The 15,370-nt window shown below is 63.4% G+C and carries 16 protein-coding genes; 9 read left to right on the top strand and 7 right to left on the bottom strand.

The genetic code is table 11. The features are described from left to right. Window positions 1-241: 241 nt before the first annotated feature. Window positions 242-946 carry an SIMPL domain-containing protein gene (locus tag EA795_RS09490; RefSeq protein ID WP_122076849.1) on the bottom strand — a complete coding sequence of 235 codons (705 nt, stop codon included), beginning with the start codon at window positions 944-946 and terminating at the stop codon, window positions 242-244. Between the two features lie 151 nt (window positions 947-1,097). Here EA795_RS09490 and EA795_RS09485 point away from each other — a divergent pair, with 151 nt between their 5' ends. From EA795_RS09485 to EA795_RS09460, 6 genes are all read left to right on the top strand, one after another. Then, window positions 1,098-2,351 (top strand): ATP-binding protein, encoded by a 1,254-nt coding sequence (locus tag EA795_RS09485; RefSeq protein WP_014851625.1) that lies wholly within the window; start codon window positions 1,098-1,100, stop codon window positions 2,349-2,351. A 33-nt stretch (window positions 2,352-2,384) separates the two neighbouring features. Beyond that, complete coding sequence (locus EA795_RS09480; RefSeq protein ID WP_014851626.1) at window positions 2,385-2,945, top strand: response regulator transcription factor; 561 nt, start codon at window positions 2,385-2,387, stop codon at window positions 2,943-2,945. 253 nt (window positions 2,946-3,198) lie between these two features. Beyond that, complete coding sequence (locus tag EA795_RS09475; protein WP_122076847.1) at window positions 3,199-4,140, top strand: AEC family transporter; 942 nt, start codon at window positions 3,199-3,201, stop codon at window positions 4,138-4,140. 180 nt (window positions 4,141-4,320) lie between these two features. Continuing rightward, window positions 4,321-5,304, top strand: a complete 984-nt coding sequence (locus tag EA795_RS09470; RefSeq protein ID WP_043942506.1) for a M23 family metallopeptidase — start codon at window positions 4,321-4,323, stop codon at window positions 5,302-5,304. Then, the gene (locus tag EA795_RS09465) at window positions 5,285-5,641 is read left to right on the top strand and encodes a hypothetical protein (RefSeq protein WP_043942507.1); all 357 of its coding nucleotides are present in this window, start codon (window positions 5,285-5,287) and stop codon (window positions 5,639-5,641) included. The genes EA795_RS09470 and EA795_RS09465 overlap by 20 nt, the downstream gene beginning before the upstream one ends. A gap of 18 nt (window positions 5,642-5,659) precedes the next feature. After that, a complete protein-coding gene (locus tag EA795_RS09460) occupies window positions 5,660-6,085 on the top strand; it encodes a bactofilin family protein (protein ID WP_014851630.1) in 426 nt (141 codons plus the stop codon). 79 nt (window positions 6,086-6,164) lie between these two features. On the opposite strand, the gene EA795_RS09455 is transcribed toward EA795_RS09460, so the two are convergent. The 6 genes from EA795_RS09455 to gatC form a co-directional block, all read right to left on the bottom strand. After that, entirely contained in the window at window positions 6,165-7,250 is a 1,086-nt protein-coding gene (locus EA795_RS09455; protein ID WP_014851631.1) for a calcium/sodium antiporter, read from the bottom strand. Window positions 7,251-7,279: 29 nt separating this feature from the next. Further along, complete coding sequence (locus tag EA795_RS09450; RefSeq protein ID WP_122076844.1) at window positions 7,280-8,365, bottom strand: calcium/sodium antiporter; 1,086 nt, start codon at window positions 8,363-8,365, stop codon at window positions 7,280-7,282. Continuing rightward, complete coding sequence (locus EA795_RS09445; protein ID WP_122076841.1) at window positions 8,362-8,775, bottom strand: septal ring lytic transglycosylase RlpA family protein; 414 nt, start codon at window positions 8,773-8,775, stop codon at window positions 8,362-8,364. The genes EA795_RS09450 and EA795_RS09445 overlap by 4 nt, the downstream gene beginning before the upstream one ends. A gap of 147 nt (window positions 8,776-8,922) precedes the next feature. After that, a complete protein-coding gene (gene gatB, locus EA795_RS09440) occupies window positions 8,923-10,371 on the bottom strand; it encodes an Asp-tRNA(Asn)/Glu-tRNA(Gln) amidotransferase subunit GatB (RefSeq protein WP_122076838.1) in 1,449 nt (482 codons plus the stop codon). Window positions 10,372-10,441: 70 nt separating this feature from the next. Beyond that, the gene (gatA, locus tag EA795_RS09435) at window positions 10,442-11,893 is read right to left on the bottom strand and encodes an Asp-tRNA(Asn)/Glu-tRNA(Gln) amidotransferase subunit GatA (protein WP_122076993.1); all 1,452 of its coding nucleotides are present in this window, start codon (window positions 11,891-11,893) and stop codon (window positions 10,442-10,444) included. 14 nt (window positions 11,894-11,907) lie between these two features. Then, entirely contained in the window at window positions 11,908-12,195 is a 288-nt protein-coding gene (gene gatC / locus EA795_RS09430) for an Asp-tRNA(Asn)/Glu-tRNA(Gln) amidotransferase subunit GatC (RefSeq protein WP_122076835.1), read from the bottom strand. A 437-nt stretch (window positions 12,196-12,632) separates the two neighbouring features. Here gatC and mreB point away from each other — a divergent pair, with 437 nt between their 5' ends. The 3 genes from mreB (at window position 12,633) to mreD (ending at window position 15,241) form a co-directional block, all read left to right on the top strand. Further along, entirely contained in the window at window positions 12,633-13,670 is a 1,038-nt protein-coding gene (gene mreB / locus EA795_RS09425; protein ID WP_014851637.1) for a rod shape-determining protein MreB, read from the top strand. Between the two features lie 105 nt (window positions 13,671-13,775). Continuing rightward, window positions 13,776-14,759 carry a rod shape-determining protein MreC gene (gene mreC / locus EA795_RS09420; protein ID WP_080586023.1) on the top strand — a complete coding sequence of 328 codons (984 nt, stop codon included), beginning with the start codon at window positions 13,776-13,778 and terminating at the stop codon, window positions 14,757-14,759. Then, window positions 14,756-15,241: a rod shape-determining protein MreD gene (mreD, locus tag EA795_RS09415; protein ID WP_058078539.1), complete on the top strand. Its 486-nt coding sequence runs from the start codon at window positions 14,756-14,758 to the stop codon at window positions 15,239-15,241. Before mreC ends, mreD begins: the two co-directional genes overlap by 4 nt. Window positions 15,242-15,370: the final 129 nt, after the last annotated feature.

Raw genomic sequence — 15,370 nt, 5'->3', positions numbered from 1 at the left:
ACGCGCAAACAGGCCTGAAGGCCTTGCGCCATCAGGGTTTGCGGGGTTGTTTCTGCTTGTGTCCGATGTGCTGGTCGGTATGTTCGCGAGGAGAGCCGGAGCGTCATGGGCAGGTGAGCCTCCTCGGCCGTCAAGGCAGAGGAGGTTCCAGGTAATGTCGGTCGTTACGAAGGTCGCGTATCCGGACCGTTGGGAGGGTCGGTGTGGACGGCGCTCTGCCGCCGGTCATCGTTTCGCCGCGTCAGGGCATCAGTACTTCGATAACCCCGTCGGCGCTGATGCTGACTTGGCGAGTTCCCGCCTCGACCTCGGGTACCGGCGCTGAGTCCATGCTGAACTTCATCGCTGCGCTGCGCATCACCGGCTGGTAGCCGCCGCCATTGCTCAGATTGAGATTGACGATCTTGTAGTCCTTGCCGCCGAGCGCTTCGGTGGCCAGCTGTGCTCGGGCGCGAAAGGCCGCTACGGCGTCCTTGAGCAGGGCGTCTTCGTTCTGTTTGCGAATCGGATCGGAGACGCTGAAATGCATGCCGCTCATTTTCAGCGTCTGCATCAGTTCCGCAGTGAGGCTGGACAGCTTGGCGAAGTCGCCGCTCTCCAGGCGCAGCTCGGCGCGCTCGCGCCAACCGGTGATCTGCTGGCCTTTCTCTTCATAGACCGGATAACTGCTGCGGCTGCCCTGGCTGACGATCACACCCTCGCTCTTGCGAGCGTGCCGCAATGCCTCGTTCAGGGTACGGGTGGTCTCGGCGGCGAGCTGCGCCGGATCCTGGTTTTGTGCCTCGCTGTACAGCGTGACGTGCATGCGGTCATGGGCCACTTCGCTGCTGACTTCGGCGCGCAGGGACACCTGGTTATAGTGCTGTTCGTCGGCAATGGCGGGAAAGCAGCTGAGGCTGGCAAGGCAAGCCAGCAGTGCTGCGCTGCGGGGAACGGAGGAAAGCATGGGGGCTCCTGTGATCGAAAGGCACCATCGGTGCGGCGCAGAGACTGTAGCCCGTTACGCGACATGATGCAGCGATCTACTGCGTCGCGTTGCCGCATATGGACTGAGAAAAGGACGGCTTGGTTATACTCGCCGCATCTCTGGAGAGCCCATGTACCCATCCGTTCCCCTACTTTCGGCCAGCCGGCAGAATCTTCGACTCCTCACGCTCATTCGCACTCTCGTGCTGGCTGCTCAGACCGGTGCGGTGGGGCTCGCCTTCGCCAGTCAACTGGTGATTCTGCCCTGGTTTCACCTGGGGGCGACCCTGGTTGTCTCCGCGGCGCTCTGCCTGGGCACCGCGCTGCGCCTGCGGGGCCCCTGGCCGGTTACCGATCTGGAATATGCCGTGCACCTGGGCTGCGATCTGCTGATACATAGCGCCTTGCTGTACTACTCGGGCGGCTCGACCAACCCCTTCGTTTCCTATTATCTGGTGCCCCTGACCATCGCCGCGGCAACGCTGCCGTGGCTCTACTCGATCGTGTTGTCCGGGTTGGCGCTGGCGGGCTATACGCTGATGCTGGTGTGGTACGACCCGATCATAGTGCCGCCCGTCGAGCGCACCACCTTGCTGGTCTATGGCATGTGGCTGAGCTTTGCGCTGGCTGCGGCGCTGATTACCTTCTTCGTGACGCGGATGGCCGAGCAATTGCGGCATCAGGAGCAGTTCCAGGCGCAACGCCGCGAGGAAAGCATGCGCGATCAGCAGCTGCTCGCGGTGGCGACCCAGGCTGCCGGGGCCGCCCATGAGCTGGGTACGCCACTGGCGACCATGAGCGTGCTGCTCAAGGAGTTGCGTCAGGAACACCGTGACCCGCAGCTGGACGAGGACCTTGCGTTGCTGCAATCGCAGGTGCAGCTCTGCAAGGAAAGCCTGACGCAACTGGTTCGCGCGGCCGAGGCCGACCGCCGGCAGGCCGTGGTGGAGCAGACGGTGCGCGAATGGGTGGATTCGGTCATGCAGCGCTGGCATCTGATGCATCCCGAGGCGACCTTCCAGTTCCATTGCCTGGGCAAGGGCAGCGCGCCGAAGCTGATGCCGCCGGCGGATCTGAGCCAGTCGCTGCTCAATCTGCTGAACAATGCCACCGATGCCTGCCCTGACGATCTGGATATCCGGCTGGACTGGAACGAGCAGTGGATCAAGGTAACCATCCGTGATCATGGTGCTGGGGTGCCGCTGGCCATCGCCGAGCAGATTGGGCGTCCCTTCATCACCACCAAGGGCAAAGGTTTCGGATTGGGTCTATTTCTCAGCCAGGCGAGCGTGACACGTGCCGGCGGGACGGTGAAACTCTACAATCACGAAGATGGCGGGGCGCTGACCGAGTTGCGTCTGCCGCATGGCTCGGTTCGAGCCTGACCCAGATCGCGATATTGTGAAAGGAAAGTAGATATGACCGATGAAGTGCAATTCGACGGCGAAGAGCAGCCCCATCTGTTGCTGGTCGATGACGATCCCACTTTCACTCGCGTGATGGCGCGGGCCATGGGGCGGCGGGGGTTGCAGGTCAGCATCGCTGGTTCCGCAGCCGAAGGCCTGGAGCTGGCGAAGCAGGATATTCCCGATTACGCCGTGCTGGACCTCAAGATGGAGGGCGATTCGGGGCTGGTGCTGCTGCCCAAGCTGCTCGAGCTGGACCCCGAGATGAAGGTGCTGATCCTGACCGGCTATTCGAGCATCGCCACCGCCGTGGAGGCGATCAAGCGCGGTGCCTGCAACTATCTCTGCAAACCGGCCGATGCGGATGACGTACTGGCGGCGCTGCTGTCCAAGCATGCGGATCTCGACAGCCTGGTGCCGGAGAACCCGATGTCGGTCGACCGCCTGCAGTGGGAACATATCCAGCGCGTTCTCAGCGAACACGACGGTAATATCTCGGCCACCGCCCGCGCGCTGGGCATGCACCGCCGCACCCTGCAGCGCAAGCTGCAGAAGCGTCCGGTCAGGCGCTAAGAGCCTGTTCACGATCTGCTGCGCGTCGGCCCTGCTGCGTTAAAAACAGGCTCGGAATGCTCATTTACATCAGTAAACTCCGCTTCCTCGCCTGTTTTTGCCTTGCAGGACTCTAGCTCGCTAGATCGTGAACAGGCTCTAAGAGCGGCTTCAGGCAGAGAACGGGAGCGGTCGGCCGCCGCCATGCGATCCAGCGTCCGGCTGCATCTTTGGTTACCATAGCCGGTCTCTTCGTTTCCCTTCGAGCACTCCCATGCTGGCCCTTGTCGTTCAGACGCTGAGCGTTACCGCTCCGGTATTCGCGATGCTCTTCATTGGCGTCGTGCTCAAGCGGCTGGGCTGGATCGACACGGGATTCATCAATACGGCTTCGGCGCTGGTGTTCAAGGGCACCATGCCGACGCTGCTGTTCCTGTCGATCGTCCAGGCGGATCTCGGCTCCGCATTGCAGCCTTCGCTGATCGTTTATTTCGTGCTGGCCAACATCGCCAGTTTCGTGCTCGCCTGGGTCTGGGCGTTGTGGCGCTGCCCGGTGGCCGATCGTGGCGTATACGTGCAGGGGGCCTTTCGCGGCAACAATGGAATCGTCGGTCTGGCGCTCGCGAGCAGCCTGTATGGCGACTATGGTCTGTCGCTGGGGGGGGGGCTCGCGGGTGTGGTGATCTTCATCTACAACACGCTTTCGGTGGTGGTGCTCGCCATCTACAGCCCCGGCAGCAGTGCCAGCGTACGCTCCGTTTGCATCAGCATTCTGCGTAACCCCCTGATCATCGGGGTGGCGTCGGCCATTCCCTTCGCCTATTGGCAGGTCGAGCTGCCGCTCTGGCTGCTGACCTCGGCGGGATATTTCGCGCAGTTGACTTTGCCGCTGGCATTGATCTGCATCGGCGGAACGCTGTCGCTGAGCGCGTTGCACGAAAGCAGCGGGACGGCGATCAGCTCCAGTCTGATGAAGATGGTCTGGTTGCCGTTCCTGGCCACGCTGGGTGCCTGGGTATGGGGCTTCCGCGGTGCGGAGCTGGGTATCCTGTTCCTCTACTTCGCCAGCCCCACGGCGGCGGCGAGCTTCGTCATGGCGCGGGCGGTCGGCTCCAACCATCAGTTGGCAGCGACGATCATCGTGATCACCACGCTGTCCGCCGCGGTGACCATCAATGCGGGGTTGCTGGTGCTGAGTCGATTGGGGTGGATATAGCCGCGGGCTCGCCGTCGGTCTGGGAGGGCGTAATATCGACCTAATGGCTTAAGAATCGCTTGGCAATGGTCGTTATCGGTCACCATGCCTCAGAAAAAAAAACGCATTTCCGTCAAATTGCCCGGGTCGATCAGCGGCCTGCCTGACAAGGCGGTTGCTTCATGTTCCAGGGAATCATTCATGGCATTTTTTTCTCCTTCTAGCCGATCGCTGACGCGTGACGATATTCGTGTCGTGAGCCTGCGTCGGCTGGCAGCGCCGGGTCTTGCTCTGATGCTGGTGCTGAGCCTGGGCAGCTTTGCTGGAGGCATCTGGGTCGGCGGTGACCTGCGTGCCAAGCCGGAGGTGGTGGATGAGGAAGAGTCCGTGCTTGCGGATGAGGGCCAGTTCGCCATCGCGCGGGTCGGCGAGGTGGTCGGTCGACTGAAGTCGCTGGAGTCCGACCTGCTTGCATTGCAACGCATGATGGATGAGCAGCGCGAGCTGCACGGACAGTTGTCTGCGCTGGACCCGACGTTGCTGCCCGAACTGGTGCCGGATCGCCCGGCACGAAAGGGGACCGGGCAGGGCGGTGTCCTGTTGCCGCCACGGGGTTGTTCGGGCGAGCTGCGGGCAGATGGCAGCGCCTTTTCATTGGACGATCTGCAGCACAGCGAGACTTCGGCGCGCTGCATGCGCCTGATGCTCGATGAACTGATGCAGCGTGTGGCCGAGCGCAACGCCGCGCTCATGACGATTCCCTCTCGCCGCCCGGTGGGTGAGGCCCGCCTGGGCTCGGCCTTTGGCAATCGCATCGATCCTTTCCGCAAGCGCCTGGCGTTCCACTCCGGGGTGGATTTTGCGTTGAGCAGCGGCTCCGAGGTGGTCGCTGCGGCCGGTGGCCGAGTACGCTTTGCGGGTCGCCGGGGCGGCTATGGCAAGCTGGTGGAAATCGACCATGGCAACAGCCTGGTCACGCGTTATGCGCATCTGTCGCGGATGGATGTGCGTCGCGGGGATGTGGTGACGCCGTCGCAGCCTATCGGTGCGGTAGGTTCCACCGGACGTTCCACTGGCCCGCATCTGCATTTCGAAGTGTTGCACAAGGGGCGGTTCGTCGACCCGCAACGCTTCCTGGCACTGGGCGATATGGAGCGCGACAGCGATGGCTTGGCCGACGACTAGGCGACCTTCCACCAAGGATCTGCTTCGTGTCGAACACCGTTTGCAGGCCGCGCCGAGCGCAGGTATCGGACGCTGGATCATCCTTGCCCTGGTGGCTGTGATAGTTGCACTGCTCTATCTGCGCAGCCACGAGCAGGCCGGCCATGAGCGGCAGATCGAAGCGTTGAAGGAGGAGCGCGTGCTGCTCCAGGCGGCGCTGGATCTGAACCGCTTGAAACAACAGGAAACCCAGGCCACCGAAGAGCAGCTGCTCAGACGTATCGCCACGCTGTCGGCGCAGGTCGAGCGCCTGCAGGCCGACCTGGCTTTCTTCCGCCAGCAGAAGAAAACCCGCTAACCCTTTTTGGAGTAGATGATGTTCAGCAAGAAGAAGCCGGCGCCACGTGTCGCCATCGATCAGTTTTCCAGTCTGATCTCGGGGAGTTTGTCGCTGGTGGGGGACGTGACGTTCGAGGAAGGGCTGAAGATCAGCGGCGAGGTGTGCGGCAACGTCAGGCACAAACCGGGCACGCACAGCCTACTGGCGCTCAGTGCCGAGGGGCGGATCGAAGGTAATGTCAGCAGCTACGATGCGCTGATCGACGGCACCATTGTCGGCGACCTGGTGGTGGAGCATCTGCTCGAATTGCATTCCAACGCGCGTGTGCAGGGCAACATCCGCTATCGCCAACTGAGCATGGAAAACGGCGCCGTGGTCGATGGCACGCTCAACCGCATGGGTGACGATGAGGAGACCGCGCAGGTTTTCGAATTGCCCCGTCCGCAGGTTCGTGAAGGCTGAGGGCAGGGTGCCCTAGGGTCTGTTCCTGGTTCGTCGCGACCGCGAATGAAACGGAACAGACCCTGGTTGCGAACCCGAGTCAGCGCTGAGTTTTCCAGGCTCGACCCGCGATGACGATCAGTGTGACGGCCGTCAGCGGTAGCACGTAGCCGAGCATGGCATCGCCAAAGGTGTTGGCGAACGGCCGGCCGGTACTGGCAAGGATCAGGTACAGGGTGTAGGCCACGTAGTAGCCCAGGAAGAGCACGCCTTCCCAGCGATTGATGCAGTAGCCCGCGAAGAAGATCGGCAGGCAGGCGACGGCGACGGCGATCATCACCGGGAAGTCGAACGCCAGCGCGGTTGGCGAAACCGCGATGGCCTGCGGCGAAACCAGCGAGGACAGACCCAGTACGCAGAGCAGATTGAAAATGTTGCTGCCGACGATGTTGCCGACCGCGATGTCGCGTTCACCGCGAATGGCCGCCAGAATCGAGGTGGCCAACTCGGGCAGCGAAGTGCCGATCGCGATCACGGTCAGGCCGATCACCAGCTCCGACAGCCCCAGCGCACGGGCCAGCGCTACCGCGCCTTCGACGAGGAAGTTCGAGCCCACCACCAGCAGCACCAGCCCGCCGATCACCAGGGCGGCGTTGATCAGGCCGGCATATGGCTTGGCGGGCTCGTTCAGGCCGAACTCCTTGGTGAATTCGTCGTTGGTCGTCGCGGCATTTTCCCTGCGGCTGCTGATGATCAGGAACAGCGTGTAGGCGACGACGGCGGCGAACAGCAGGATGCCATCCAGGCGGCTGAGCGCGCCGTCCAGCGCCAGCCCATAGGTCGCCAGGCTGGCGCCAATCATGATCGGCACATCCAGGCGAATCAGTTGACGCGAAACGATCAATGGAGCGACCAGAGCAGTCATGCCGAGAATCAGCAGCACGTTGGCGATGTTGCTTCCGACCACGTTCCCGATGGCGATATCGCCGCTACCGTTCAGGGCGGCCTGCACGCTGACAGCGGTTTCCGGTGCACTGGTGCCGAACGCGACCACCGTCAGACCGATGATCAGCGGCGAGATACCGAACTGCGCCGCCAGTTTGGCAGCCCCGCGTACCAGTACCTCGGCACCCGCGACGAGCAGCACCAGACCGGCGATGAGATAGACGAAAGTCATGAGTGTCACGAATCGAAACTCCGCGAAAAAAGAAGGGCTCAGCGCTGGTGTTTCCAGGCGCGCAGAAAGATCACCGCCAGGGTTATCGCCGTCAAGGGCAATACGTAGCGAGACATTGCATGGCGGAACAGCTCGATGACCGGCAGGCCGCTGGAGAACATCGCCAGGTGCAGCGTATAGGCGAGGTAGTAACCGAAGAACAGCAGGCCCTCCCAGCGTCGAATGCTGTATCCGGAAAGGAAGATCGGCAGGCAGGCGACGAACGCCGCAAGCATGACGGGGAAATCGAAGGCCAGCGCATTGGGCGAAATGGAGAGTCCGTCGCTCGCCACCAGAGCGCTGGCACCCAATACCAGCAGCAGATTGAAAATGCAGCTGCCCACCACGTTGCCCACGGCGATATCCCGCTCGCCTCGATACACCGCCAGCAGTGAAGTGGCCAGCTCGGGCAGCGAGGTGCCGACGGCCACCACCGTCAGCCCGATGATCAGCTCCGACAAGCCCAGGGCGCGCGCGAGGGCGACGGCACCTTCGACCAGCAGATTGGAACCGGTGATCAGCAGGCCGGCGCCGATTGCGATCAGCAGCAGATGAAACAGCCAGCCGAAGCGCGCAGTGGTGGACGGCGCCCCGAACTGCGTGGCGAATTCGTCGGTGTCGCGTGGCTGCTTCTCCCGTTTGCCGGCGATCACCAGAAAGATCGTGTAGCCCAACAGGCAGGCCAGCAACAGGCTGCCGTCCAACCTGCTGATCCGGCCATTCCAGGCAAGGGCAAAGCTCAGCAGGCCGGCGAGGATCATGATGGGTACGTCCAGACGGATCAGCTGCCGGGCGACTTTCAGCGGCGCTATCAGCGCCGACAGGCCGAGAATCAGCAGGATATTGGCGATATTGCTGCCGATCACGTTGCCGACAGCGATATCGCCGCTGCCACTCAGCGACGCCTTGATGCTGACGGCGGCTTCCGGCGCGCTGGTGCCGAAGGCCACGACCGTCAGCCCGATCACCAGTGGTGAGATGCCCATGCGCCTTGCCAGTTGCGCCGCGCCGCGCACCAGGCTTTCGGCGCCGAGAACGAGCAGCGCCAGACCGGCGAACAGATTGCCGACGATGAGCAGGGTCATTCGAGCGTTTCGATGCGCACGCGTGCAACCCCTTGGTCGATCATCCCGATTCGCTCGGCGGCAGCGCGTGAGAGGTCGATGATGCGTCCGCGCACGAAGGGGCCGCGGTCGTTGATGCGAACGGTCACCCGCTTGTTGTTCCGCAGGTTGGTCACCCTTATGCGTGTGCCGAAGGGAAGCGAGCGATGAGCGGCGACCATGGCGTTCTGGTCGTGGAGTTCGCCGCTGGCGGTACGTTGGCCGTGGTGCATGCGGGCATAGAAGGAAGCCTTGCCTTGCTGGCTGAAACGGCTCTGGCTCGCTGGTGGTGTACGCGCTTCGGGCGAGGATGGCGCCGGCGCGCGCTCGGCGCAGCCCGCCGTGAACAGGGCGAGCAGAAGCGGGACTATGTGCCATGTTCCCAGGCGCATGGGGCGTCCTTCAGTGTCGGTCGATGAAGCGCAAAGCGCGCTGATAGTCCTCTGGCTGTAGGGCCGAATTCATTCGGCCGCCGATCGCATGGCCGAACAAGTTCGGCCCTACGTTCTTCTTCTTGGACAAGCTCTGCGGGGCTACGGCTAGCCTTCGAGCTTTTTCTTCAGCAATTGGTTCACCTGGCCGGGGTTGGCCTTGCCCTTGGAGGCCTTCATCGCCTGGCCGACGAAGAAACCGAACATCTTGCCGCGTTTGGCTTCGTCGCTGGCGCGGTACTGTTCGACCTGCTCGGCGTTGGCCGCCAGCACTTCATCCAGCATCGCCTCGATGGCACCGGAGTCGGTGACCTGCTTGAGGCCCTTCTTCTCGATGATCTCATCGGCCGTCGCGCCTTCGCCGGCAGCCAGCGCCTCGAAGACCATCTTGGCGATCTTGCCGCTGATGGTGTCGTCCTTGATGCGCAGGATCATGCCGCCCAGCTGTTCGGCGGAAACCGGCGACTGTTCGATCTCCAGGCCTTCCTTGTTGAGCAGGCTGGACAGCTCGCCCATCACCCAGTTGGCTGCCAGCTTGGCGTCGCCACAGGCGGCATTGACCTGCTCGAAGTAGTCGGCCAGTTCGCGGCTGGCCGAGAGCACGCTGGCGTCGTAGGCGGACAGGCCGAACTCGCGTTCGAAACGCTCGCGCTTCTGCGGCGGCAGCTCCGGCAACGCGCTGCGCAACTCATCGAGGAAGCTCTGCTCGATCACCACCGGCAGCAGGTCGGGGCAGGGGAAGTAGCGATAGTCGTTGGCTTCCTCCTTGCTGCGCATGGAGCGCGTCTCGTCCTTGTTCGGGTCGTACAGGCGGGTTTCCTGCACCACCTTGCCGCCATCCTCGATCAGCTCGATCTGGCGCTGGACTTCGTGGTTGATCGCCTTCTCGATGAAACGGAAGGAGTTGACGTTCTTGATCTCGGCGCGGGTGCCGAACTCGGCCTGGCCCTTGGGGCGTACCGAGACGTTGCAGTCGCAGCGCAGCGAGCCTTCGGCCATGTTGCCGTCGCAGATGCCGAGATAGCGCACCAGGGCGTGAATGGCCTTCACATAGGCCACCGCTTCCTTGGCCGAGCGAATGTCCGGCTCGGAAACGATTTCCAGCAGGGGCGTGCCGGCGCGGTTCAGGTCGATGCCGCTCATGCCGTGGAAGTCTTCGTGCAGGCTCTTGCCGGCATCCTCTTCCAGGTGCGCGCGGGTGATGCCGATGCGTCGGGTCGTGCCGTCTTCGAGGGTGATGTCCAGATGGCCCTTGCCGACGATGGGGTGGTCCATCTGGCTGGTCTGGTAGCCCTTGGGCAGGTCGGGGTAGAAGTAGTTCTTGCGGGCGAAGACGTTCTGCCCGGCGATTTCGGCGTCGATCGCCAGGCCGAACCGGCAGGCCATACGCACCGCCTCGGCGTTGAGCACCGGCAGCGTGCCGGGCATGCCGAGGTCGACCAGGCTGGCCTGGGTGTTGGGCTCGGCGCCGAAAGCGGTGGCGCTGCCGGAGAAGATCTTCGACTGGGTGGCGAGCTGTGCGTGGATCTCCAGCCCGATCACGGTTTCCCATTGCATGTGCGTGTTCCTCGAATTCCGTAAGCCCCTCTCTCGACGGAGAGAGGTGAAAGTCCGCGATTGCCGTTATTCAGAATCCGGCTGGTACCCGTGTATGCCAGTCGCTGACCTGCTGATACTGATGCGCCACGTTGAGCAGGCGCGCTTCCTGAAAGTACGGCGCCAGCAGCTGCACACCCACCGGCAGGCCGTCGATGAAGCCGGCCGGCATGGACAGGCCGGGGATGCCGGCGAGGTTGGCGGTGATGGTGTAGATGTCTTCCAGGTAAGCCGAGACCGGGTCGGCGTTCTTCTCGCCCAGTTTCCAGGCCAGGTTCGGCGTGGTCGGGCCGAGAATGACGTCGACGTCCTCGAAGGCGCTGACGAAGTCGTTCTTGATCAGGCGGCGAATACGCTGGGCCTTCAGGTAGTAGGCGTCGTAATAGCCGGCCGAGAGCGCATAGGTGCCGACCATGATGCGACGCTTGACCTCGTCGCCGAAGCCTTCGGCGCGCGAGCGCTTGTAGAGGTCGATGAGGTCCACCGGGCTTTCGCAGCGAAAGCCGAAACGCACGCCATCGAAGCGAGACAGGTTGGAGCTGGCCTCCGCCGGGGCGATCACATAATAGGAAGGGATCGCGTGCTGCATGTTCGGCAGGCTGATGTCCTTGACCGTGGCGCCGAGCAGCTTCAGCTGCTCGACCACGGCCATCACCGCGTCGGCGATCTTCGGATCCAGGCCTTCGCCGAAGTATTCCTTCGGCAGGCCGATGCGCAGGCCGGCCAGCGGCTGGCTCAAGGCGGCGAGGTAGTCGTCCAGCGGCTGGTCGACGCTGGTGGAGTCCTTCGGGTCGAAACCGGCCATGGCGCCGAGCATCAACGCGCAGTCCTCGGCGGTGCGGGCCAGCGGGCCGCCCTGGTCCAGACTGGAGGCATAGGCGACCATGCCCCAGCGCGAAACACGGCCGTAGGTGGGTTTGATGCCGGTGAGGTTGGTCAGCGCCGCCGGCTGGCGGATCGATCCGCCGGTGTCGGTGCCGGTGGCGGCCGGCAGCAGGCGCGCGGCGATGGCGGCGGCCGAACCACCGGAGGAACCGCCCGGCACGCGGGTCAGGTCCCAAGGGTTCTTCACCGGGCCGTAATGGCTGGATTCGTTGGCTGAGCCCATGGCGAACTCGTCCATGTTCAGCTTGCCGAGGGTGACGGCGCCGGCGCCGCCGAGCTTCTCGACCACGGTGGCGTCGTAGGGCGCGGCGAAGTTGTCGAGCATCTTCGAGCCGCAGCTGGTGCGGATGCCTTTGGTGCAGAACAGGTCCTTGTGGCCGATGGGCGCACCGAGCAGGGCGCCATTCTCGCCAGCAGCGCGGCGGGCGTCGGCGGCTTTGGCCTGCGCGAGCGCTTGCTCTTCGGTGACGGTGATGAAACTGTTGAGCTGCGGGTCGAGCCGGGCGATGCGCGCCAGCAGGGTGCGGGTCAGTTCTTCGGCGGAAAATTGCTTGTCGGCGAGGCCGCGGGCGATCTCGGCGAGGGTCAGTTGATGCATGTCGGAATCCTTGATCACTCGATTACCCGCGGAACCAGGTACAGGCCTTCTTCCACGGCCGGGGCGATGGCCTGGTAGGCGTCGCGCTGGCTGGTCTCGGTCACTTCGTCGCGGCGCAGGCGCTGGGTGGTTTCCAGCGGATGGGCCAGGGGCTCGACGCCGTTGGTGTCGACGGCCTGCATGCGGTCGATCAGCCCGAGAATGTTATTGAGGGTCTCGGTGGTACGAGGCAGGTCGTCTTCATTCAGGTCCAGGCGGGCCAGATGAGCGATCTTTTCCACCTCGGGGCGTTCAAGCGCCATCGGATATCTCCAATAGGAAGTGAGTCGGTTGCACCTTTTATAACCTCGCCACGTCGATAGGCGAGTCACGGCAAGGTATGGTGGGCAGGCCGTTGCGAAAAAAAACCGCGAAACACCGCTGAAAGCCGACCCGGCGCGCAACCGGGCAATGCAGTTCACAGCTCGCGACTGAGCGCGTCGAACGCTCGGGTTCCGGGGCATGCCTTCATCAATATTGCCGCATCCGGAAAAGCCGCAATGTTACATCCCCCCGGCGCTGATCGGTAGCGGCGGCGCCGTGCGCCTTCGCTCGGGCGAATGTCCGTACGTGTGGCAGTTTTCACGTAATGCGCATGAACGGCGCATGAGGGTAGACTCGCGCCTTGCCCTAAGTTCGCACCATTGTTAGAGTTTGCGGCACTTTTTTCCCCACGCGTTTGCCCCAGGGCCCTTTTCCCATGTTCAAGAAACTGCGTGGCATGTTTTCCAGTGATCTGTCGATCGACCTGGGCACTGCCAATACTCTTATTTATGTGCGTGATCGCGGTATCGTCCTCGACGAACCTTCGGTGGTTGCGATCCGCTCCCATGGCAACCAGAAAAGCGTCGTGGCGGTGGGCACTGATGCCAAGCGCATGCTCGGCCGTACTCCTGGCAACATCAACGCCATTCGCCCGATGAAGGATGGTGTGATCGCCGATTTCAGCGTCTGCGAGAAGATGCTGCAGTACTTCATCAACAAGGTTCACGAGAACAGTTTCCTGCAGCCGAGCCCGCGCGTGCTGATCTGCGTCCCCTGCAAATCCACCCAGGTGGAACGCCGCGCCATTCGCGAATCGGCCCTGGGTGCCGGTGCGCGTGAAGTGTTCCTGATCGAGGAGCCGATGGCCGCCGCGATCGGTGCCGGCCTGCCGGTCGACGAGGCGCGCGGCTCGATGGTCGTCGACATCGGTGGCGGCACCACGGAGATCGCGCTGATTTCCCTGAACGGCGTGGTCTACGCCGAATCCGTACGCGTTGGCGGCGATCGCTTCGATGAATCCATCGTCACCTACGTGCGCCGCAACTACGGCAGTCTGATCGGCGAATCCACCGCCGAGCGCATCAAGCAGGAAATCGGTACCGCCTTCCCCAGCAACGACGTTCGCGAAGTGGACGTGCGGGGCCGCAACCTCGCCGAAGGCGTGCCGCGCAGCTTCACCCTCAACTCGAACGAAGTGCTCGAGGCGCTGCAGGAGTCGCTGGCGACCATCGTTCAGGCCGTCAAGAGCGCACTGGAGCAGTCACCGCCGGAGCTGGCTTCGGATATCGCCGAGCGTGGCCTGGTGCTGACCGGTGGCGGGGCGCTGCTGCGCGATCTCGACAAGCTGTTGTCGCAGGAAACCGGGTTGCCGGTTATCGTTGCCGAAGAGCCGCTCACCTGCGTTGCGCGGGGCGGTGGCCGTGCGCTGGAGATGATGGACCGGCACGCCATGGATCTGCTGTCTACCGAGTGATCGTTCACCGCTCCGGAAGACACCCAGCGACAAGCCGAAAGCAGCTCGACCCTGTTTTCGGCTTGTCGCGTTTAGTTCGACGCTCGCAGTTGTGAGGACCCGCCAATCAAACCGCTCTTCGCCAAAGGACCCTTGCTCGGCGCGCGCCTGCTGGTGCTGGCCGTACTCTGCGTTACCTTGATGGTGGTGGATGCGCGCTTCGACCTTCTCAAGCCGGTGCGAAGCCAGATGGGGCTGGTGCTGACGCCCTTCTACTGGTTGGCCGACCTACCGGTGCGTGTCTGGCAAAGGACCACCGAGCAGATATCCAGCAGTACCAGCCTGGCCGCCGAGAACGAGAAGCTCAAGGCCGAGGCTCTGCTGATGCAGCGGCGCCTGCAGAAGCTGGCGATGCTCACCGAGCAGAACGTGCGCCTGCGCGAGCTTCTCAACTCGGCGGCGCTGGTCGACGACAAGGTGATCGTCAGCGAGCTGATCGGCCTCGATCCCAATCCATTCACCCACCGCATTCTGATCGACAAGGGCGCGCAGGACGGCGTGTTCGTCGGACAGCCGGTTCTCGATGCCAGCGGGCTGATGGGCCAGGTCGTGGAAGTGATGCCTTACGCGGCGCGGGTGCTGCTGCTCACCGACGTCACGCACAGCATTCCGGTACAGGTCAACCGCAACGGCTTGCGGGCGATTGCCGTGGGAACCGGCAATCCGGACTATCTCGAATTGCGGCACGTCGCCGAAACGGCGGATATCAAGGAGGGTGATCTGCTGGTGAGTTCCGGCCTGGGGCAGCGCTTTCCCAGTGGTTACCCGGTGGGGCAGGTGACCGAGGTGGTTCGTGGCTCCGGCCAGCCATTCGCCATCGTGCGCGCCATCCCGACGGCGATGCCCAACCGCAGCCGTTATCTGCTGCTGGTGTTCAGTGACTCGCGCAGCCCCGAAGAGCGGGTTACCGCGGCTGCGAAGGCACAAGAAAATGCCGACCGGGAAGCGGCCCAGCAGGAAACCCAGCCATCCGACGCCACCGAGGCGCCTGCCACAGAGTCCGCGTCCCCTGCGCCGGCCGCACCTGCGGAAGCCGAGGCCAGGCCATGAATCCGCGCGCGAACAATGGCTGGGTGATCTGGGTGACACTGCTGTTCGCCCTGGTGCTCAGCGTGGCGCCGCTGCCCGACAGCATCGAGCTCGGCCGTCCTCTCTGGCTGGCGCTGTTCGTCGTCTACTGGGTGTTGACGCTGCCGCATCGCGGTGGCCTGGGCGCGGCCTTCGCCCTGGGGCTGATGCTCGATGTGCTTTCCGGAACCCTGTTCGGCCAGAACGGGCTGCCGTTGTTGCTGATCGTTTTTCTGGTGCTGAGTCTGCAGCAGCGGCTGCGGATGTTCCCGCTCTGGCAGCAGAGCATGGTTCTGCTGATCATTCTCGGGCTCGGCCAACTGGTCCAGCTCTGGCTCAATACCCTGGCCGGCAACCGCCCGCCGACCCTGCTGTTCCTGGTGCCCGTGCCGGTCAGCGCCCTGCTGTGGCCGTGGGTTTTCATCAGCCTGCAATGGCTGCGTCGACGTTTCCAGATCTATTAGCGGCTGCCGCGGCTGAAGCCCGGTCAGGCGTCCGTCCATTGCGTTTTCTCCGAATTGCTACACAGTTCATGTGCGGCGGTTGCGACCTTGTACGGCGTGAGGTTTTCTGAAATCATGCGGCGCTAGCCT

Origin of the sequence: Stutzerimonas nitrititolerans (assembly GCF_003696285.1) — a bacterium.
Classification (GTDB): domain Bacteria; phylum Pseudomonadota; class Gammaproteobacteria; order Pseudomonadales; family Pseudomonadaceae; genus Stutzerimonas; species Stutzerimonas nitrititolerans.
Note: the sequence above shows the minus strand (reverse complement) of the source record. Positions and strands in the feature narration are given on the sequence as shown.

Excerpts from the sequence above, each read along its gene's own strand:
- EA795_RS09490 (WP_122076849.1), bottom strand. The coding sequence starts at position 946 with ATGCTTTCCTCCGTTCCCCGCAGCGCAGCACTGCTGGCTTGCCTTGCC.
- EA795_RS09485 (WP_014851625.1), top strand. The coding sequence starts at position 1,098 with ATGTACCCATCCGTTCCCCTACTTTCGGCCAGCCGGCAGAATCTTCGA.
- EA795_RS09480 (WP_014851626.1), top strand. The coding sequence starts at position 2,385 with ATGACCGATGAAGTGCAATTCGACGGCGAAGAGCAGCCCCATCTGTTG.
- EA795_RS09475 (WP_122076847.1), top strand. The coding sequence starts at position 3,199 with ATGCTGGCCCTTGTCGTTCAGACGCTGAGCGTTACCGCTCCGGTATTC.
- EA795_RS09470 (WP_043942506.1), top strand. The coding sequence starts at position 4,321 with ATGGCATTTTTTTCTCCTTCTAGCCGATCGCTGACGCGTGACGATATT.
- EA795_RS09465 (WP_043942507.1), top strand. The coding sequence starts at position 5,285 with ATGGCTTGGCCGACGACTAGGCGACCTTCCACCAAGGATCTGCTTCGT.
- EA795_RS09460 (WP_014851630.1), top strand. The coding sequence starts at position 5,660 with ATGTTCAGCAAGAAGAAGCCGGCGCCACGTGTCGCCATCGATCAGTTT.
- EA795_RS09450 (WP_122076844.1), bottom strand. The coding sequence starts at position 8,365 with ATGACCCTGCTCATCGTCGGCAATCTGTTCGCCGGTCTGGCGCTGCTC.
- EA795_RS09445 (WP_122076841.1), bottom strand. The coding sequence starts at position 8,775 with ATGCGCCTGGGAACATGGCACATAGTCCCGCTTCTGCTCGCCCTGTTC.
- gatB (WP_122076838.1), bottom strand. The coding sequence starts at position 10,371 with ATGCAATGGGAAACCGTGATCGGGCTGGAGATCCACGCACAGCTCGCC.
- gatA (WP_122076993.1), bottom strand. The coding sequence starts at position 11,893 with ATGCATCAACTGACCCTCGCCGAGATCGCCCGCGGCCTCGCCGACAAG.
- gatC (WP_122076835.1), bottom strand. The coding sequence starts at position 12,195 with ATGGCGCTTGAACGCCCCGAGGTGGAAAAGATCGCTCATCTGGCCCGC.
- mreB (WP_014851637.1), top strand. The coding sequence starts at position 12,633 with ATGTTCAAGAAACTGCGTGGCATGTTTTCCAGTGATCTGTCGATCGAC.
- mreD (WP_058078539.1), top strand. The coding sequence starts at position 14,756 with ATGAATCCGCGCGCGAACAATGGCTGGGTGATCTGGGTGACACTGCTG.